We start from the raw sequence: 18,961 nt of genomic DNA, 5'->3' as shown, positions 1-18,961 counted from the left end.
GTCCGCGCCGTGAAGCTGACGATCGTCGCGGTCGGCCAGCGCATGCCGGCCTGGGCCGAGACGGCCTATGACGACTATGCCAAGCGCTTTCCGCCGGACTGCCGGCTGGAGCTCAAGGCCGTCAAGACCGAGCCGCGCACCGGCGGCAAGCCGGTCGAGGCGCTGATGGCGGCCGAGCGCGCGCGCATCGAGGCGGCGCTGCCGCGCGGCGTGCGCCGGGTCGTGCTCGACGAGCGCGGCACGCGGCTGACCACCGTCGCGCTGGCCGAGCGGCTGCAGGCCTGGCAGCACGACGGCCGCGACGTCGCGCTGCTGATCGGCGGGCCCGACGGGCTCGATCCGGTGCTGCGCGAGCAGGCCGACGAGCGCGTGCGCCTGTCGGACCTGACGCTGCCGCATGCCTTCGTGCGGGTGATGCTGGCCGAGGCGCTCTACCGCGCCTGGTCGGTCAACGCCGGTCATCCCTATCACCGTGAATGAACCGCGGTGCCGCGGCCCCGCGGCACCGTCTTCCCGAGCCTGTCTCCCATGACTCCCTGGATCTATCTCGCGTCGCAGAGCCCGCGCCGGCGCCAGCTGCTCGACCAGATCGGCGTGCGCCATGAACTGCTGCTGCCGGACGAGGGCGAGGATGCCGAGGCGCTCGAGGCGGTCTGGCCCGGCGAGGCGCCGCTGAGCTACGTGCAGCGCGTGACCCGCGCCAAGGTGGAGGCCGCGCGCGACCGGCTCGTGCGCCGCGGGCTCGCGCCGGCGCCGATCCTGTGCGCCGACACCACCGTCGCGCTGGGCGAGCGCATCCTGGGCAAGCCGGCCGATGCCGGCGAGGCCCGCGAGATGCTCGAGGCGCTGTCGGGCCGCGAGCACCGGGTGATGACCGCGGTGGCGCTGGCGCGGCCCGAGGGCGGCCTGCCGGTGCTGCGGGTCAGCCTGTCGACGGTGCGCTTCGCGCCGATCGGGTCCGAGCGCATCGCCGCCTACGTGGACTCCGGCGAGCCGATGGGCAAGGCCGGCGCCTACGCGATCCAGAGCGGCGCCGCGACCTGGGTCGAATACATCAGCGGCAGCTATTCGGGCATCATGGGCCTGCCCCTGTTCGAGACCGCGGGCCTGCTGCGGGAGGCCGGCTGGTCGATCTGAGACCGGGGCACGTCCGAGACAGCACAAAGCAGGAACAGAGAGTCCCCCGATGCCGATGCATGACATTCTGGTGAACTGGTCGCCGCAGGAGACGCGCGTGGCCATCGTCGAGAACGGAGCCATCCAGGAACTGCACGTCGAGCGCACGCTCGAGCGCGGCCTGGTCGGCAACATCTATGCCGGCCGCGTTGCGCGCGTGCTGCCCGGCATGCAGAGCGCGTTCATCGACATCGGGCTGGAGCGCGCGGCCTTCCTGCATGTCGCCGACGTGCAGATCAACGGCCAGACCGGCCGCGGCCACCACGGCGAGGGCATGACGCTGCCCCCCATCGAGAAGCTGGTCTACGAGGGCCAGACGCTGGTGGTGCAGGTCATCAAGGACCCGATCGGCACCAAGGGCGCGCGGCTGTCGACGCAGATCAGCATCGCCGGTCGGCTGCTGGTGCACCTGCCGCAGGACGACCACATCGGCATCTCGCAGAAGATCGGCTCGCACGAGCTGCGCGACCAGCTGCGCCAGCGCATGAGCGCGCTGGTGGGCACGCGCGACAGCGGCGGGGGCGGCGGCTTCATCCTGCGCACCAACGCCGAGGACGCCACGGATGCCGAGCTCGGCGACGACATCGCCTACCTGCGCAAGACCTGGGCGCTGATCCGCGACCGGGCGCTGAAGTCGCCGCCGGGCTCGCTGCTGTTCGAGGACCTGAACCTGGTGCAGCGGGTGCTGCGCGACCTGGTCGACGAGCGCACCGGCTCGATCCGCATCGACTCGCGCATGCAGTACGACCTGCTGCGCGAGTTCGGCCAGCTCTACACGCCCGGCGCGATCGGACGGCTGCAGCACTACCGCGGCGAGCGGCCGATCTTCGACCTCTACAACATCGACCAGGAGATCGAGCGCGCGCTGGCGCGCCGGGTCGACCTGAAGTCGGGCGGCTACCTGGTGGTCGACCAGACCGAGGCGCTCACGACGATCGACGTCAACACCGGCGGCTTCGTCGGCGCGCGCAACTTCGACGACACGATCTTCAAGACCAATCTCGAGGCCGCGCAGGCGATCGCGCGCCAGCTGCGGCTGCGCAACCTGGGCGGCATCATCATCATCGACTTCATCGACATGACCCGCTCCGACCACCAGGAGCAGGTGCTGCTGGAGCTGCGCAAGCAGCTCGCGCGCGACCGCACGAAGATCACGGTCAGCGGCTTCACGCAGCTCGGTCTGGTCGAGATGACCAGGAAGCGCACCCGCGAGTCGCTCGCGCACATGCTGTGCCAGCCGTGCCCGACCTGCGGCGGGCGCGGCCAGGTCAAGACGGCGCGCTCGGTCTGCTACGACATCCTGCGCGAGATCCTGCGGGAGGCGCGCCAGTTCAATCCGCGCGAGTTCCGCGTCATCGCCTGCCCGGCGGTGATCGAGATGCTGCTCGACGAGGAAAGCCCGCACCTGGCCGGCCTGAGCGACTTCATCGGCAAGCCGATCTCGCTGCAGGCCGAGCCGACGATGAACCCGGAGCAGTACGACATCGTGCTGATGTGAAGAGCCTGAACCGCGCATGACGACCGAGACGCCCGAGATCAATCACCGCGCCACGCTGCGGCGCCTGCTGACCTATGTCGCGCGCCACCGGGTGCGCTTCATCGCCTCGATCGTCGCGCTGCTGATGACCTCGGCGATCGAGCCGGCGATTCCGGCGCTGTTCAAGAAGCTGCTCGACAGCGGCTTCCAGGCGGCCGACAGCTTTCCGATCTGGATGGTGCCGGCCGTCGTCATCCTGCTGTTCGCGGTGCGGGGGCTGACGACCTTCTCCGGCACCTACCTGATGACGGACGCCTCCTCGCGCGTCATCTACGACGTGCGCCAGGACCTGATGCGCTCGCTGCTGAAGGTCGACGCCAAGGTCTTCGGCTGGCTGACGCCCGGTCTGGCGGTCAACAAGATCATCTCGGATCCGCAGGGATCGATCACCTCGCTGTCGGCCAACACCAACTCGCTGCTGCGCTCGGCCTCGACCTTCCTGTTCCTGCTGGGCTACCTGTTCTACCTGAACTTCCAGCTGACCATCCTGTCGATGGTGACGGTGCCGCTGCTGATCGTCCTGGTGCGCCGGCTGCACAAGCGGGTGAGCAAGGTCGGCGGCCTGGAATACGAGTCGCAGCAGCGGCTGGTCAACATCGTCGACGACGCCGCGCGCGCCTGGCGCATCGTGCGCACCTTCGACGCGGCCGGCTTCGAGCAGCAGCGCTTCGAGCGCGAGGCCTGGAACCTGCGCCGGCTGCTGGTCAAGCGCACCGCCACCAGCGCGCTGCTGACCCCGGCCACGCAGGTGGTCTCGGCGCTGGCGGTGTCGATCATCCTGTCGCTGGCGCTGTGGCAGGCGCGCAATGGCCAGGCCAGCGTCGGCGACTTCGTCGCCTTCCTGACCGCGCTGCTGATGACGATCTCGCCGCTGAAGCAGCTCACCGACGTCTCCCAGTCCTTCGTGCACAGCCTGATCGGCCTGCGCGGCGCCTTCGAGCTGATCGATGCGCCCGAGGAACCCGATCCGGGCACGCGCGAGCTGCCGGCCTGCCGCGGCGACATCGACGTGCGCGCGCTCGAGGTCCGCTATCCCGACAGCCCGCGCGCGGCGATCGACGGCGTGTCGATGGCGATCCGCCCGGGCCAGACGGTGGCCTTCGTCGGTGCGTCCGGAGCCGGCAAGACCACGATGGTCAGCACGCTGCTGGGCTTCGTGCAGCCCACCGGCGGCGACATCCTGATCGACGGCGTGTCGATCCAGGACATCCGCCGGCCCTCGCTGCGGCGCCACTTCGCGGTGGTGTCGCAGGACATCGTGCTGTTCGACGGCTCGATCGCGGCCAACGTCACCTACGCGCAGCCGCGCGACGACGCACGGGTCGAGGCCTGTCTGCGGGCGGCCAACCTGTGGAGCTTCGTCGAGCAGCAGCCCGACGGCATGGAGGCCGCCATCGGCGTCAACGGCAGCCGGCTCTCGGGCGGCCAGCGCCAGCGCCTGGCCATCGCGCGTGCGCTCTACAAGGACAGCGCGGTGTGGATCTTCGACGAGGCCACCTCGGCGCTGGACGCCGAGTCCGAGCGGGTCGTTCAGCAAAGCATCGAGCAACTCTCCGGCGACAAGACGATCATCCTGATCGCGCACCGGCTCAGCACGGTGCGGCGTGCCGACCGCATCTTCGTGTTCGAGGATGGGCGGGTGGTCGAATCGGGCACGCATGCCGAACTGGTGCTTCAAGGTGGGCGGTATGCCGCCATGGTCAGGTCCCAGGACGTGACGATCGATGTTCATCCTTGATGCCATGAAAAAGATCATTGCCTATTTCAGAGAGGTCAATCACCAGCGGCTCGAACGGCGGCGGGTCCTGAAGCGCCAGGGGCGCCGTCAGGTGCTGTTTTCGGCACAGCCTTCGAGCCAGGCCTCGTTCTTCGAGGCGCTGGCCGCCCACCAGGGGCCGGGGCCCGAGTTCGAGCCTCGCCTCTCCGCCCAGGAGCCGGTCGCCGCGATGGCGGACGTGGTGGCCTTCTATCTGCCCCAGTTCCACCCGATCGCCGAGAACGATCGCTGGTGGGGAACGGGGTTCACCGAGTGGCGCAATGTCGCGCGAGGCGTGCCCCGTTTCAAGGGGCATTACCAGCCTCGCATTCCCCGCGATCACGGTCACTACGACCTGTCCGACGGAACTCGGGTGCTGCACCAGCAGGCCGAGGCCGCCCGCCATGCCGGCGTGCGTGCCTTCTGCTTCCACTACTACAACTTCGACGGCCGGCGCCTGCTGGAGCGGCCGGTGGAGAACTTTCTGGCCGATCCGTCGATCGACATCGGCTTCTGCCTGAACTGGGCGAACGAGAACTGGAGCCGGCGCTGGGACGGCAACGACCAGGAGGTGCTGCTCGAGCAGACCTACGACCCTGCCGGCGAGGCCGATTTCGCGGCGGATGTCTGCCGGCATTTCGTCGATCCACGCTATCTGCGGGTCGGCGATCGGCCGCTGTTCATCATCTACAGGCCCGGACTTGTGCCCGACATCGCCGGCCGGCTGGCGCGTTTTCGCCAGCACTGCCAGGACCGCATCGGCGTCAATCCGTACGTGCTGATGGTCCAGGGCTTCGGCAGCGAAGATCCGCGCCCCTGGGGATTCGACGGCGCCATCGAGTTCCCGCCACACAAGCTGGGCGTCGACCTGCCGCAGGTCGACTACAAGGAGGTCTACGATCCCCGCTTCCTGGGCACCTACTGCCGCTACGACGCTCTGGTCGAGCGCAGCCTGGCCGTGGAGCCTCCGGACTTCGATCTGATCCGCACCGTGGTGCCGAACTGGGACAACGAGGCCCGCAAGCCGGGGCGCGGATTCGGCTTCGTCGGATCGACGCCGCTGAAATACGAGCGCTGGCTGGCGCGCATGATCGACCATGCACGCGCTCACCCGGCGGCAGGCCAGCGGGCGCTGGTCTTCGTGAACGCCTGGAACGAGTGGGCCGAAGGGGCCTACCTGGAGCCGGACGTGCACTACGGGCACGCCTATCTGAACGCGACGCGGCGGGCCGTCTGCGGCGCCGCGCGTGTCTCGGATCAGCGTCACGGGGTCCTTCTGGTCGGACATGACGCCCAGCTGCACGGTGCACAGCAGCTGCTGCTGAACATCGGTGCCATGCTGCAGCGGCGTTTCGGCGTGCCGGTGCGCTTCCTGCTGGTCCAGGACGGCGGACCGCTGCTCGACGCCTATCGCCAGATCGGCCCGACGCAGGTGCTGCAGCCGGGCGGCTCGCTGGACGAGGCGCTGGAGTCGCTCGGGCTGATGCCTGGCGCAGCCGACGGCCTGTCGGTCATCACCAACACCGTGGTGACGGGCGAGGTGGTTTCCGCGCTGCGCAAGCGGCGCATGCGCATCGTCTCGCTGATCCACGAGCTCGGCCACCTGATACGCGAGCGGCAGCTGGAGGGCTGCGCCCGTGGCATCGCCCAGGATGCCGACGTGGTGGTCTTTCCCTCCGCGTTCGTCGAGGCCTCGTTCGACGAGGTGGCCGGTGGGCGGCCACGGCGGTCCGTCGTCAGGCCTCAGGGCATCTACGGGGACCTGCGACGCGTCAGGCCGGACCGGGCGGCCATTCTCGAGAAGCTCGGACTGCCTGCAGGGGCACGGCTGGTCGTCAACGCGGGCTACGCCGATCTGCGCAAGGGCTTCGACCTGTTCGTCGAGCTGAGCAAGCGGCAGGACATTCTCGGCGACGACGTCTTCTTCCTGTGGGTCGGCCGGCGTGACCCGCAGCTGATGCACTGGCTGGAGACCGATCCGGTGATGAGCCAGTCCTCGCATCTGCGGCTGCTCGACTTCACCGACCAGGTGCTCGACTATGTCGCGGTCGCCGACGTGTTCGCGCTGACCTCCCGCGAGGATCCCTTCCCGTCGGTCATGCTCGAGGCGCTGGCCCTGGGCGTGCCTGTGGTGGCATTTGCCGGCACGGGCGGGTCCGCCGATGTCCTGGCCGAGCCGGGATGCGGCACCCTGGTCGAGAAATGCAACGTCACGGCGATGGCTCAGGCCGTGCGGGACCGGGTCCGCGAGGACGATGACGCTGCCCGTCAGCGGCGCAGCCTGTTCGCGCGGTCGCGGTTCGACATGGCCGAGTACGTCTTCGACCTGCTGACGCTGCTGCGTCCGGGATTGCGCAAGGTGTCCGTGGTGGTGACCAGCTACAACCACCAGGATCATCTGGAAGCGCGGCTGGCGAGCCTCTTCGCGCAGACCTATCCGGTCTACGAGATCCGCTGCGTCGACGACGCATCCTCCGATGCCTCGGTCGAGCGGGCCCGTCGCTACTGCGAATCGGTCGGGCGCGAGGTCGACATCACGGCCCGGTCCGTCAATTCGGGATCCGCGTTCGGCAACTGGTCAGCGGCGGTGGCATCCTGCCGGGGCGACCATGTCTGGATCGCCGAGGCGGACGACCTGGTCGAGCCGACCTTCCTGGCCGAGATGCTGGCCGCCGGCGCGGATCGTGCCGCGCTCGCTTTCTGCGATTCCCGGCAGATCGACGCGCGCGGCAAGGTCCTGGCCGAAAGCTACAACCATTACTACGAGACGTTCTGGCCGGGTGGCCTGCGCGAGCCCCTGGTTCAGCGTGGCGCCGATTTCGTGCGGGAGCGGATGGCGGTCTTCAATCCCATCCTGAATGTCAGTGGCGTGCTGTTCGAGCGCGAGCAGCTCGACCGGGCGCTGCAGGCGGCCGGGCAGGACATCCGCGGCCATCGTCTGGCGGGGGACTGGCGTCTCTACATCGAGGTGCTGCTGCAGCCCGGGGCTCAGGTGGTGTACGTGCCGCGCTCGCTCAACGTGCACCGACGTCACGCCCAGGGCGTGACGCAGTCGCTGGCGGCCGAGCGCCATCTGGACGAAGTGCGCGCCATCCATCGCCATGTGGCCGAGCGGCTCGACGTCTCGCCGCAGGTCCTGCGTCAGCAGGCCGACTATCTGGCCCGGCTCGAGCAGCAGCTGAGGCCTGACGCCCCGACCTGAGCCGTGACCGACGACGACCTCCTGCAACTCCCCGACGTGGCGCTGTGCTGCATCGACTGCACCGACCGGCTGCCCTGGTCGCTGCGTGCGATGCGCCAGAGCCTGGCGCAGGTGCATTTCGGCGATGCAGTGCTGCTGACCGACCGGGTCGGGCAGGTCGGCGAGGCGGATCTGCCCGCCTCGGTGCGGCGGGTCGGCATCGAGCCGCTGCGCAGCGTCGAGGCCTACTCGCGGTTCATGCTGGACGGGCTGCTGGCGCACCTGCGGCCTGCGCAGTCGCATGTGCTGGTCATCCAGTGGGACGGCCATGTGCTGAATGCGCAGGCCTGGTCGGACGAATTCCTGGGCTTCGACTACATCGGCGCGCCCTGGCCGCATCTGCCGGCGCCGCACGACGTGGGCAACGGCGGCTTCTCGCTGCGCTCGCGCCGGCTGCTGGAGCTGCTGCGCGAGCCGCAGTTCCCGCCGGAGCATCCTGAGGACGTGTGCATCGGCGTGCGCTACCGCCCGGCCCTGGAGGCCCGCGGCCTGCGGTTCGCCGACGCGGCCCTGGCGCGCCGCTTCTCCGTCGAGGAGGGCTCGCTCGAGGGCCGTCCCTTCGGCTTTCACGGGCCCTTCCATCTGCCCGAGGTGCTCGACACCGGAACGCTGTGCCGTTTCATCGGCGACCTGTCCGTGTCGGCGCTGGGTTCCTGGTGGATGGGCAGCTTCATGCGCGAGATGCGCGGCGCCGATGCGCAGGCCCGCCGGGTCTGGCAGGACTGGCTCGAGGCGGCTATTCCGGAGTGGCCGGAGGCGACGTGCCGCTCGGAGCCGGGGCGCCAGCTCTGCAAGGCGCTGCTGCGGTACCGCTTCCTGGAGGCCGCGGCGGCGCTGCTGGCGCGTCGCCGGCAGGCCGGCCCGGGCGCCTGGGCCGCCGACGCTCGCCTGCATGCGCGGCTGGCCGGGCTGCGCCTGCTGGGCCGGGGAGGGGCGCGGTGAGCTGGGTGCCCGAGGCGGTGCGCCGCTACGCGGCCGCGACCTGGACCCCGCCCTTCGAGGCGGAGCTGCCTTCGGATCGGGCGCGTTTCCTGGCCGGCGTCTCGCCGTGGCGCGCGGCCAGGCGGCGCCTGATGCGCGAGCTGAGCCTGGTGCTGCACGGGCAGCGTGCGCTGCAGCGCCTGCGCATCGATCCCGGCGTGCGCCGCGTGCTGTGGATCCACCAGGGCACGCCGCAGGTCGGCGACTCCCTGATGGACCTGGCGGCCCGCCAGCTGCTCGCCGATCGCTTCGAGCGGCTCGACCTGCTCACCGAGGCCCATCTGCTGCCGCTGTACCAGGCCGACCGCCTCTTCACCGCGGTGGCTGCCCGTCCGCAGGACCTGCCCGGCGGCTACGACCTGATCCTGCTGCACAGCGCCAGCTCGCGCGGCACGCGCGACAAGTTCCGCTTCTTCCGCGACGTGCCCTTCGTGCATCTGCACGGCGTCTACACCGGTCCGGAATTCAACCGCACCCTGTTCGGCTTCCATCGCGTGGCCGCGCTGCTGGCGCAGGCACCGGCCGAGGCCGAGATCCGTGCGCGAGCCCGCACGGTGATGTGGCATTCGGCGCAGGACGAGGCCGCGATCGAGGCGGCGGAGCTGCCTGCGGGGCCGCTGCTGGCGGTGGCGGTGGGCGGCGTGCGCGACTGGCGCACCTGCTCGCGCTGGGGCGAGGTGCTCGAGCGGCTGGCCCGCCGGCCGCAGGGCTGTCCGCCGGTCGTGCTGGTCGGCGCCGCCAACGGCCTGGAGATGCGCGACCGGCTGGTGGCGGCGCTGCCCGGCGTGCGTTTCGTCGATCGCGTCGACCGCCACAGCCTGCCCGAGGTGCACGCGCTGCTGCAGCGCTGCGCGCTGGTGCTGGCCGCCGACGGCGGCCTGCTGCATGTGGCGCAGTCTGCCGACGTGCCGGTGCTGGGCCTGTTCGCCGGCATCATCGATCCGGCGTTCCGCGTCACCGCCGCCAACCGCACCCGCTGGCTGCACGGCCCGGAGCGGGTCGACGACATCGATCCCGATCGGGTGGCCGCGCTGGCCGGCGAGATGCTGGCCGAGACCGGCGCGGACGTCGCTCAGGGCGGCGCGCCCGCTTCGATGCCGAGCCGTCGGGCGTAGAGCGCCAGACAGGCCTGCGCGCAGTCGACCCAGCGGTAGGCGAGGGCATGGGCACGGATCTCGGCGGCGCGTGTCCGCAGGCGTGGCAGCTCCGCGCGCAGCGTCGCGTCCATCGCCGCGGCGTTCAGCTCCGGCCAGTAGGCGGCCGCCGTGCCGCCGATCTCCGGCAGGCTGGTCAGCGTCGACAGGAAGACCGGCCTGCCGAAGCACATCGCCTCCAGCGGCGGCAGGCCGAAGCCCTCGGTCTGCGACGGGAACAGGAAGGCCTCGCAGCCGGCATAGAGCCAGGCCTTGGTCGCGTCGTCGATGTCGCGCAGGAAGATCACGTTGTCGAGTCCGCGCTCGCGCGCCCGGGCCTCGAGCGCACGGCTGTCGCTGCCGTCGGGGCCCGCCATCACCAGGGCATGGTCGGGCCACAGCGCAGCGAGGTCGAGCAGCAGGTGCGGGTTCTTCGAGCGCGCCATGCGACTCAGGTGCAGGAAATACGGCCGCCCCTGCAGCGCCGCCACCGGCGAGCGTGGTGCCTGCGAGAGGTCGCGCACGCCGTTGGCGATCACCTGCACCGGACCCTGCCAGCCCAGGTGGCGGCGGATGTCGGACTCGACATGGCGCGTCAGCGTGATCACCTCGTCGAAGCGCGACAGGCGCCGGCGCAGCTGGTCGATGGCGCGCGCGGCAGCGTCCGGTGCGTCGTGATAGATCGGGTTCAGATCATGCACCGTCATCACCGCATGGCGGGTGCCGGGGGGCGGGGGAATGCGGCCGAGCTGGTTCAGCGCATGCCAGATCGCGTGCCGGCGCGGCTGCAGGTTCAGCCGGCTCTGCCAGGGCCGCACCGGCAGGTAGCCGACCTCGTCGCCGAACAGGCCGATCCAGCGCGCGGGCAGATGGAAATGGAAGCGCACGCCCCAGCGCTCGCGCCACAGCGGGGCCGCGGCCGCGACATGGTGTCCGAGCTGGGTCGAGTATTCGCCCAGGCCGTCGATCAGCGAGCCGATGCGGCCCAGGCTCAGGGTCACGTCACGCATCACGCCTCCGTCACGCCACCAGCCGATAGTGCTTGTGGCTCAGGTCCAGCCCGAACCAGCGCTCGAGCACCATCGCCTTGCGGTGCTTGCGCTCGCGGCGGGTCAGCGGATGGGCCGGGTCGGGCGTGAAGGCGGGCTCGGCGTCATGCGCCAGCCAGTCGGCCATGCAGGCCGGGTGCGTGCCCTCGAACGGCCGCAGCGCCTGCGGGTCGATCGAGTAGCTCATCTTCGGCGGCTGGTGCGACCAGTACTTGCTGACCTGGTCCATCTTGGCCTGCATGTAGTCGAGCCGGCGCACATGGCCGTAGTGGTAGATGTGCGCACCCGCCAGCGCGGCCTGCGGGTGGCGGCCCTTGCGGTGCCTGTCCATCACGACCCAGAACTGGCCGTCGGGCGCGTAGCTGCGGATCGTGTTGCGGATCAGCCGGCATTCGCGCCGGTACCAGGCCGGGCTCACGGCCAGCCACTGCGGCGAGCCGTAGAAGTGCAGGTAGTCGAACACCAGCGCCTCGACGGCCGGATTGGCGTGGTGGCGGTCGACCGCCGCGCGGATGGCCGGCAGCTCGGCCTCGTGCAGCACCTCGTCGCCCTCGAGGTAGAAGGCCCAGTCGCCGGTGCAGGCGTACTGGGCGATCATCTTCTGCTGCGCGTAGACGAAGCCCTTCTCGGCCATGCGCTCGTTCCAGCGCGTCGGGATGATGCGGATCTTGGGCTGCTCGGCGGCCAGCGCGTGGATGCGCGCCTCGGTGGCATCCTCGCCGGCGCCCAGCGCGATGACGAACTCGTCGACCAGCGGCAGGATCGAGCGGATCGAGGCCTCGAACGGGAAGCCGAGCTTGACGCCGTGGCGCAGGAAGGTGAAGCCGCTGATCGAGGCGGGGGCAGCACGGGACATCGTCATCCGGGAAAGGCCTTGAAGGGCAGGGGAGGGCTGGCGCAGGGTTCAGGGGCGCGGCGCGCGCGGCACCCGTCCCATCAGGAAGAACTCGTCGTTGGGCCGCATCGCCAGCAGGTGGGCCATGCGGTTGGACAGGCCGAAGAAGGCGGTGATCGCGCCGATGTCCCAGATGTCCTCGTCGGAGAAGCCGTGCTCGTGCAGCCGGGCGAAGTCGGTCTCGTCGACCGCGTCGGGCTCGCGGCAGAGCCTGAGCGCCATGTCGAGCATGGCCTTCTGGCGCGGCGTGGCGTCGGACTTGCGGTGGTCGATCGCGATCTGGTCGGCGATCAGCGGGCTCTTCTCGAGGATGCGCAGGATCGCGCCGTGCGCGACGACGCAGTACAGGCAGCGGTTCGCGCCCGAGGTCGCCACGACGATCATTTCCTTCTCGCCCTTGCTCAGGCCGGAGGGGCGCAGCATCAGCGCGTCGTGGTAGTCGAAGAAGGCGCGGCATTCGTCCGGGCGGTGCGCCAGCGCCAGGAAGACGTTGGGCACGAAGCCGGCCTTCTCCTGCACCGCCAGGATGCGCGCGCGCAGGTCCTCGGGCAGGTCGGCCAGGTCGGGCACCGGAAAGCGGCTGATCGGCGGGGTCATCGGTGTGTCCTCGAAGTGTCGAGGCCGATTATCGACGCTGCGCGGCACCCGCCCTTCAGCCCGCCGCCGGCCTGCCGGTTCCGGCAGGTGCCTACAATCGGCGCCTTGCATGCCCATGACCGATCCTTCCGATCCCCGCGAATCCAGCGAATCCAGCGCGGCCCGCTCCGGCAGCGCCACGCCCGTGCCTGAGCTGTCCGTCGTCGTCATCACCCGTGACGAGGCCGCCCGCCTGGCGCGCTGCCTGCGCTCGGTGGCCTTTGCCGACGAGATCATCGTCGTCGACAGCGGCAGCACCGATGGCACGGTCGAGATCGCGCGCGCTCACGGCGCCCGCGTCGAGGTCACGTCCGACTGGCCCGGCTTCGGCGCGCAGAAGAACCGCGCGCTGGCGCTGGCGCGCGGGCGCTGGGTGCTGAGCCTGGATGCCGACGAATGGCTCGACGAGGCGCTGGCGGCCGAGGTCGCGCGCATCGTCGCCGCGCCGCCGGCGGACCTGGCGTGGCGGCTGCCGCGGCTGTCGTCCTTCTGCGGCCAGTGGATGCGCCACGGCGGCTGGTATCCCGACCGGGTGCTGCGGCTCTTCCCGCGCGAGGGCGCGCGCTTCAGCGACGACCGCGTGCACGAGCGCCTGCTCTGGTCCGGGCTCCGCGCCGACCTCGACGGCCACGGCCATCTGCTGCACGAGAGCATGGCCACGCTGACGGTGGCCAACGACAAGATGAACCGCTATTCGAGCGGACGCGCCGCCGACCTGGCCGCGCGCGGGCGCCGCGGCGGCCTGGGCCGCGCGATCGGCCATGGCCTGTGGGCTTTCGTGCGCACCTGGATCCTGCGCCGGGGCTTTCTCGACGGTCGCCTGGGTTTCGTGCTGGCCGTCCACAATGCCGAGGCGTCCTACTACCGTTATCTGAAGATCTGGCTGGAGTGCGGCGGCGAGCCGCCGCGCGCGCCCGCTTCCCCGCCTTCCTCGAATTCCCCGAGCCCCCCGACCCGATGAACGCACCGATGAGACTTCCCCGTCCGAGCGATCGCCGTCATTTCCTGCGCCAGGCCACGGCCGGCTGCGTCGCGCTGGGCGGCCTGGCCGCGCTGCCGGCCGCGCAGGCCCAGTTCCGCGTCGAGATCTCCGGCATCGGCGCCTCGCAGATCCCGGTGGCGATCGCGCCCTTCCGCGAGGAGGACCGCGCGGCGGTGGCGGTGTCGCAGGTGATCCGCTCCGACCTGGAGCGCAGCGGGCTGTTCCGGCTGGTGCCGGCCGCCGGCGAGTCGCTCGACGAGCTCTCGCGCCCGGACTTTCCCGCCTGGCGCAACCGCGGCGCCGACGCGCTGGCGGCCGGCTCGGCCGCGCGCCTGGCCGACGGCCGCTACGACCTGCGCTTCCGGCTCTGGGATGCCGTCAAGGGCGCCGACCTGCTCGGGCAGTCGCTGGCGGTGCCGCGCGACGACCTGCGCCGCGCCGCGCACCGCGTCGCCGACGAGATCTACCAGAAGCTCACCGGCGAGCGCGGCATCTTCTCGACCCGCATCGCCTATGTCTCCAAGAGCGCCGGCCGCTACACACTCTTCGTCGCCGATGCCGACGGCGAGGGCGCGAAGGTGGCGGTCGGCGGCGCGCAGCCCATCATCTCGCCGGCCTGGTCGCCCGATGGCCACGAGCTGGCCTATGTCTCCTTCGAGAGCGGCAAGCCGGTCGTCTACGCGCAGGAGGTCGGCTCGGGCCAGCGCCGCGTGATCGCCAACCTCAAGGGCTCCAACAGCGCGCCGGCCTGGTCGCCCGACGGCAGCCAGATCGCGGTCACGCTCACGCGCGACGGCAACTCCGAGATCTACCTGGTCGGCCGCGGCGGCGGCGAGCCGCGCCGGCTGACGAGCGCGCCCAGCATCGAGACCGAGGCCGCCTGGTCGTCCGACGGCCGCTCGATCTACTTCGTCAGCGACCGGGGGGGCGGCCCGCAGATCTACCGCATGAGCGCGGCCGGCGGCAACGCCGAGCGCGTGACCTTCTCCGGCAGCTACAACATCAGCCCCGCGCTGAGTCCCGACGGCCGATGGATGGCCTACATCACCCGCAACGGCGGCGGCGCCTTCCGTCTGCAGCTGATGGACCTGTCCTCGGGAACCGTGACCTCTCTCACCGACACCAACGACGACGAAAGCCCGAGCTTCGCGCCCAACAGCCGGCTCATCATCTACGCCAGCCGTTCCGGCGGACGTGATGTGCTGATGACCACCACGCTCGACGGGTCCATCAAGGCCCGCCTGAGCCCGCCGATGGTCGACGTGCGCGAACCGGTCTGGGGGCCCTTCGGCCGCTGAGGGCGGCCGTTCCGTCTCGACGAGACGTTTCTGGAGAACACCGAATGTCCATGATCCTTCGTTCCCGCTCTGCCTTCCTGTCGCTCGGCCTGGGCGCGGCCCTGCTGGCCGGCTGTGCCTCGAACACCCGCGTGGAGCCGCCGGCACCGGTCGAGAGCCGCGGCACCGGCACGATTTCCGGCGCCGGCACCGGCGCCTCCCAGGGCGCGGGCACCAGCGGCGTCGGCAGCACCGCCGTCACCCCGGTCGACACCGGCCGCCAGGCCGATGCCGGCGCGGGCGCCGGCCGCATCGTCTACTTCGACTTCGACAGCTTCGTCATCAAGGACGAGTACCGCAGCGTGGTCGAGGGCCAGGCCCGGCGCCTGGGCGCCGACCGCAAGCGCCGCATGATCGTCGAGGGCCACACCGACGAGCGCGGCGGCCGCGAGTACAACCTCGCGCTGGGCCAGAAGCGCGCCGACGCGGTGGTGCGCTCGCTGGTGCTGCTGGGCGCGCAGGACGGCCAGCTCGAGGCGGTGAGCTTCGGCAAGGAGCGCCCGGCCGTGCAGGGCAGCGACGAGGCCGCCTGGGCGAAGAACCGCCGTGCCGAGCTGAAGGACCGCTGAGATGGGCGCCCGACCTCTGTCGCTCCGCGCGCTGCGCGCGCCGGCGGCGCTGATGCTGGCCCTGGCCGCGGTGTGGCCGACAGGGGCCAGCGCGGGCCTGTTCGACGACGAGGAGGCCCGCAAGGCCATCGTCGACCTGCGCGGCCGCATCGAGCGCACCCAGCAGGAGAACGTCGAGCGTGACGCCCGCATCCGCGACCTCGGCGATCAGGTCGAGATGCTCAAGCGCAGCCTGCTCGACCTCAACGGCCAGCTCGAGTCGCTGCGCGCCGATCTGGCGAAGCTGCGCGGCCAGGACGAGCAGCAGGTGCAGGCCGGCAAGGACCTCGCCCGCGAGATCTCCGACCTGCAGCGCCGGCTCAAGGACCAGTTCGCCGCGCTCGACGACCGGATGCGCCGGCTCGAGCCGCAGCGCGTCTCGCTCGACGGCAAGGACGCCGTCGTCGACGCGCCCGAGAAGAAGGCCTACGACGAGGCGATCGCGATCCTGCGCAAGGGCGAGTTCGCCAACGCGGTGACCGCGCTGACCGCCTTCCAGAAGCGCTTTCCCTCGAGTCCCTACCAGGCCCATGTGCAGTACTGGCTCGGCAACGCGCTGTACGGCAAGGGCGAGGTGAAGGAGGCGATGACCATCTTCCGCACGCTGGTCACCTCGACGCCGGACCACCCGCGCGCCTCCGAGGCGCTGCTGGCGCTGGCCAACTGCCAGATCGAGCTGAAGGATCCGAAGGGCGCGCGCCGCACGCTCGAGGAGCTGGTGCGCAACTATCCGCAGTCCGAGGCCGCGCAGGCCGGGGCCGAGCGGATCAAGCAGCTGAAGTGAGCGGCGCGCCCGTGATGGAGGCGCCGTCGCCGGTCGACGACGCCGACCTCGAGCGCCGCTTCGGCGGCCTGCGCCGGCTCTGGGGCGACGCGGCCTACGCGCGGGTGCGCGCGGCCCGGGTGGCGGTGGTGGGCGTGGGCGGCGTCGGTTCGTGGGCGGTCGAGGCGCTGGCGCGCAGCGGCGTGGCCGAGCTGGTGCTGATCGACCTCGACCATGTCGCCGAGTCCAACATCAACCGCCAGATCCAGGCGCTGGGCGCGACCGTCGGCGCGGCCAAGGTGCAGGCGCTGCGCGAGCGCATCGCCGACATCCATCCGGGCTGCCGGGTGCATGCGGTCGAGGACTTCGTCGAGCCGGAGAACTGGCCGGCCCTGCTGCCGATCGAGGTCGACGGGGTCATCGACGCCTGCGACCGCAACGCCGCCAAGCTGGCGATGGCGCGCTGGGCGCTGGCCGGCGGGCACCGGCTGGTGATGGCCGGCGCGGCCGGCGGCAAGTCGCACCCCGAGCGGGTGGAGGCGGCCGATCTGGCCGAGGTCACGCACGACCCGCTGCTGGCCCGGCTGCGCCAGCAGCTGCGCCGCGAGGGCGCGCCGCGCCAGGGGCGCATCGGCGTGCGCTGCATCTTCTCGCGCGAGACGGTGCAGCGCCCGCAGACGGACGGCGCCTGCGCCGTCGACGGCAGCCTGAACTGCCACGGCTACGGCTCCAGCGTGATGGTCACCGCCAGCTTCGGCCTGGCTGCCGCGGCGCAGATTCTCGAAGGCGTGCGCGCAGGTGCACGAGGTGCTTGACGGCACGGTAGTGAGGTGTATTAGAATCTAGGGCTCGGCTGATCAGTGACTGATTGGCCGGGGCGGTGAGGGTCGTTAGCTCAGTTGGTAGAGCAGCGGACTTTTAATCCGTAGGTCGCAGGTTCGAGTCCCGCACGACCCACCAAAAACATGATATAGTCACGGTCTTGATGCAAATCAGGGTCGTCAGGCAAGGGCTCTTAGCTCAGTTGGTAGAGCAGCGGACTCTTAATCCGTAGGTCGAGTGTTCGAGTCACTCAGGGCCCACCAAACTTGCCTGGCTGTCGTGTGCTTCATTCGTCTTCATTGCCTTTGGCAATGGAAACGGGCTCTTAGCTCAGTTGGTAGAGCAGCGGACTCTTAATCCGTAGGTCGAGTGTTCGAGTCACTCAGGGCCCACCAAAATTCGATTTCTCCGTTGCCGACCGAAGTGGCGGAAACGGGCTCTTAGCTCAGTTGGTAGAGCAGCGGACTCTTAATCCGTAGGTCGAGTGTTCGAGTCACTCAGGGCCCACCATAAAATCAGCGCCAGAAGCGCTGGGCAGAAAGGATCTTGCAGCAGTGCAGGGTCCTTTTTTGCTTTCTGGCTGCCGTGACCGGGCAGCCGGCGCGAGACCGCGCCGGCGCCGTTCGAGGCGATGCGCCCGGCGGCCTTCAGGGCGAATTGTCTTTCCGTCCGATCAGGGCAGCAGCACGAACGCCGCCACCGCCACCAGCGTCGGCCCGAGCGCGCCGGCCAGCAGGCCCCCGGCGCCGATCGACTCGTCCTGGAAGCCGCGCCGCAGCAGCGCCGCGCCGGCCGGGTTGGGCGCATTGGCGATCAGCGTCAGGCCGCCGCCGGCGACCGCGCCCGCCACCAGCATGTAGCGCGCACCCTCGCCGAGGCCGGGAATCTGCGCGCCCAGGTAGGTGAGCGCGGCGTTGTCGGTGATCGCCGTCAGGCCGAGCGCGCCGAAGAAGAGCGCCATCGGCTCCAGCCCCGACACCAGCGGCTGCAGCCACCAGCGCTGCAGCCCGCCGAGCACCACCAGCCCGGCCAGGAAGAAGCCCACCAGCAGCGCCTCCTTGATCAGCAGCGGATCCTGGTGGCGTTCGTAGGCGCGGGTGAAGCCCAGGAAGAGCAGGAACAGGCCGAGAAAGGCGACCGGGTGATGCGCGGTCAGCACCACGCCGGCCAGCAGCGCCAGGTGCACCGCGGTGACGGTCCACGGCACCGGCCGGCGGGCCGGCGCCTCGCGGTCCGCGGCCGCCGGCTGCGTGCCCAGCGGCCCGCGCAGCATCCACACCGCCACGCTGGCGTTGACCAGCACCGCCAGCGCCGCCTTCCAGCCGAAGGTCGCCAGCATGAAGGCGCTGTCCCAGCCCCAGGCGCCGGCGACCATCAGCACCGGCGGCGCGGCGTAGGCGGTCAGCGTGCCGCCGATCGAGACGTTGACGAACAGCACGCCCAGCGCGAGGTATTTCAGCCGCTCCGGCATGTCGGGCCGGAACACGCGCGGCGCCAGCAGCAGCGCCGCGATCGTCATCGCCGCCGGCTCGGTGACCAGCGAGCCCAGCAGCGGCACCGCGGCCAGTCCGAGCCAGGCGCCGGCCAGCGGCGCCGCCCGCGCGCCGGCGAGCGCCGACAGCGCGGTCACCGCGCGCATCACCGCCTCCAGGATCGGCCGCGAGCCGGCGATCACCATGACGACGAAGACGAACAGCGGTTCGGTGTAGTTGCGCGACTCGGCGTAGGCCAGCGCGGTGTCGCCGCCCATGCCGAGCGCCATCGTCAGCACCAGCACGATGGCCCAGAAGCCGAAGACGACCTCGACCTCGCCGAGCAGATGGAAGACGCCTTCGTGGCGGGGGTGGCTGTGCGCCAGGCGCTCGAACTGCCGGGCGGCGAAGGTGTGCAGCAGCGCGAGGGCGAACAGGGCGGTGGCGAGGATCTCGACGCCGCTGGGGGAGGCGGACAGGCTCATCGGGAGAGGCTCCGGCAGGACAGGTCCCGCGAGGCGGCCCGACCTTCGCGTGATACCTGCCTGACGGCTCCTGCGGCCCGGCACCCGA

16 protein-coding genes and 4 tRNA genes are annotated in these 18,961 nt (G+C 70.7%); 16 read left to right on the top strand and 4 right to left on the bottom strand.

The window, feature by feature from the left end:
- Window positions 1-9: 9 nt before the first annotated feature.
- From rlmH to HNQ01_RS22590, 7 genes are read left to right on the top strand one after another with little or no spacing between them, the layout of a single operon-like run.
- Window positions 10-480 carry a 23S rRNA (pseudouridine(1915)-N(3))-methyltransferase RlmH gene (rlmH, locus tag HNQ01_RS10130; protein ID WP_173805251.1) on the top strand — a complete coding sequence of 157 codons (471 nt, stop codon included), beginning with the start codon at window positions 10-12 and terminating at the stop codon, window positions 478-480.
- Window positions 481-528: 48 nt separating this feature from the next.
- On the top strand, window positions 529-1,137 hold the full coding sequence (locus HNQ01_RS10125; protein WP_173805250.1) for a Maf family protein: 609 nt from the start codon (window positions 529-531) through the stop codon (window positions 1,135-1,137).
- Between the two features lie 55 nt (window positions 1,138-1,192).
- On the top strand, window positions 1,193-2,674 hold the full coding sequence (gene rng, locus HNQ01_RS10120; protein WP_173805287.1) for a ribonuclease G: 1,482 nt from the start codon (window positions 1,193-1,195) through the stop codon (window positions 2,672-2,674).
- A gap of 16 nt (window positions 2,675-2,690) precedes the next feature.
- On the top strand, window positions 2,691-4,451 hold the full coding sequence (locus tag HNQ01_RS10115; RefSeq protein ID WP_217427482.1) for an ABC transporter transmembrane domain-containing protein: 1,761 nt from the start codon (window positions 2,691-2,693) through the stop codon (window positions 4,449-4,451).
- Entirely contained in the window at window positions 4,438-7,671 is a 3,234-nt protein-coding gene (locus HNQ01_RS10110; protein WP_173805249.1) for a glycoside hydrolase family 99-like domain-containing protein, read from the top strand. The genes HNQ01_RS10115 and HNQ01_RS10110 overlap by 14 nt, the downstream gene beginning before the upstream one ends.
- A gap of 3 nt (window positions 7,672-7,674) precedes the next feature.
- Entirely contained in the window at window positions 7,675-8,652 is a 978-nt protein-coding gene (locus HNQ01_RS10105; protein ID WP_173805248.1) for a DUF5672 family protein, read from the top strand.
- Window positions 8,649-9,806, top strand: a complete 1,158-nt coding sequence (locus tag HNQ01_RS22590) for a glycosyltransferase family 9 protein (protein ID WP_173805247.1) — start codon at window positions 8,649-8,651, stop codon at window positions 9,804-9,806. Before HNQ01_RS10105 ends, HNQ01_RS22590 begins: the two co-directional genes overlap by 4 nt.
- Here HNQ01_RS22590 and HNQ01_RS10095 read toward each other — a convergent pair.
- From HNQ01_RS10095 to HNQ01_RS10085, 3 genes are read right to left on the bottom strand one after another with little or no spacing between them, the layout of a single operon-like run.
- Window positions 9,764-10,834 carry a glycosyltransferase gene (locus HNQ01_RS10095; RefSeq protein WP_173805246.1) on the bottom strand — a complete coding sequence of 357 codons (1,071 nt, stop codon included), beginning with the start codon at window positions 10,832-10,834 and terminating at the stop codon, window positions 9,764-9,766. The two genes, HNQ01_RS22590 and HNQ01_RS10095, sit on opposite strands and share 43 nt — an antisense overlap.
- A 10-nt stretch (window positions 10,835-10,844) precedes the next feature.
- Window positions 10,845-11,735 (bottom strand): glycosyltransferase family protein, encoded by an 891-nt coding sequence (locus HNQ01_RS10090; RefSeq protein ID WP_286180667.1) that lies wholly within the window; start codon window positions 11,733-11,735, stop codon window positions 10,845-10,847.
- Between the two features lie 42 nt (window positions 11,736-11,777).
- On the bottom strand, window positions 11,778-12,365 hold the full coding sequence (locus tag HNQ01_RS10085) for a peroxidase-related enzyme (RefSeq protein ID WP_173805244.1): 588 nt from the start codon (window positions 12,363-12,365) through the stop codon (window positions 11,778-11,780).
- A 115-nt stretch (window positions 12,366-12,480) separates the two neighbouring features.
- Between HNQ01_RS10085 and HNQ01_RS10080 the strand changes: the two genes are divergently transcribed.
- From HNQ01_RS10080 to HNQ01_RS10040, 9 genes are all read left to right on the top strand, one after another.
- On the top strand, window positions 12,481-13,365 hold the full coding sequence (locus HNQ01_RS10080) for a glycosyltransferase family 2 protein (protein ID WP_173805243.1): 885 nt from the start codon (window positions 12,481-12,483) through the stop codon (window positions 13,363-13,365).
- 8 nt (window positions 13,366-13,373) lie between these two features.
- Entirely contained in the window at window positions 13,374-14,684 is a 1,311-nt protein-coding gene (tolB, locus tag HNQ01_RS10075) for a Tol-Pal system beta propeller repeat protein TolB (RefSeq protein ID WP_173805242.1), read from the top strand.
- 50 nt (window positions 14,685-14,734) lie between these two features.
- Window positions 14,735-15,292, top strand: a complete 558-nt coding sequence (gene pal / locus HNQ01_RS10070; protein WP_173805241.1) for a peptidoglycan-associated lipoprotein Pal — start codon at window positions 14,735-14,737, stop codon at window positions 15,290-15,292.
- A gap of 1 nt (window position 15,293) precedes the next feature.
- Window positions 15,294-16,115 (top strand): tol-pal system protein YbgF, encoded by an 822-nt coding sequence (ybgF, locus tag HNQ01_RS10065; protein ID WP_173805240.1) that lies wholly within the window; start codon window positions 15,294-15,296, stop codon window positions 16,113-16,115.
- 14 nt (window positions 16,116-16,129) lie between these two features.
- Window positions 16,130-16,909, top strand: a complete 780-nt coding sequence (locus HNQ01_RS10060) for a tRNA threonylcarbamoyladenosine dehydratase (RefSeq protein WP_173805283.1) — start codon at window positions 16,130-16,132, stop codon at window positions 16,907-16,909.
- Window positions 16,910-16,978: 69 nt separating this feature from the next.
- Window positions 16,979-17,054 (top strand) — tRNA-Lys (locus tag HNQ01_RS10055).
- Between the two features lie 49 nt (window positions 17,055-17,103).
- Window positions 17,104-17,179, top strand: a tRNA-Lys gene (locus tag HNQ01_RS10050).
- A 56-nt stretch (window positions 17,180-17,235) separates the two neighbouring features.
- Window positions 17,236-17,311, top strand: a tRNA-Lys gene (locus HNQ01_RS10045).
- A 39-nt stretch (window positions 17,312-17,350) separates the two neighbouring features.
- Window positions 17,351-17,426, top strand: a tRNA-Lys gene (locus tag HNQ01_RS10040).
- A 163-nt stretch (window positions 17,427-17,589) separates the two neighbouring features.
- On the opposite strand, the gene HNQ01_RS10035 is transcribed toward HNQ01_RS10040, so the two are convergent.
- On the bottom strand, window positions 17,590-18,873 hold the full coding sequence (locus HNQ01_RS10035) for a putative Na+/H+ antiporter (RefSeq protein ID WP_173805239.1): 1,284 nt from the start codon (window positions 18,871-18,873) through the stop codon (window positions 17,590-17,592).
- Between the last annotated feature and the right edge of the window lie 88 nt (window positions 18,874-18,961).

The sequence above is a fragment of the Sphaerotilus uruguayifluvii genome, from assembly GCF_013294065.1.
Lineage (GTDB): Bacteria > Pseudomonadota > Gammaproteobacteria > Burkholderiales > Burkholderiaceae_C > Sphaerotilus > Sphaerotilus uruguayifluvii.
The sequence above is the reverse complement of the archived record's forward strand: the minus strand, read 5'-3'. Positions and strand labels throughout refer to the sequence as shown.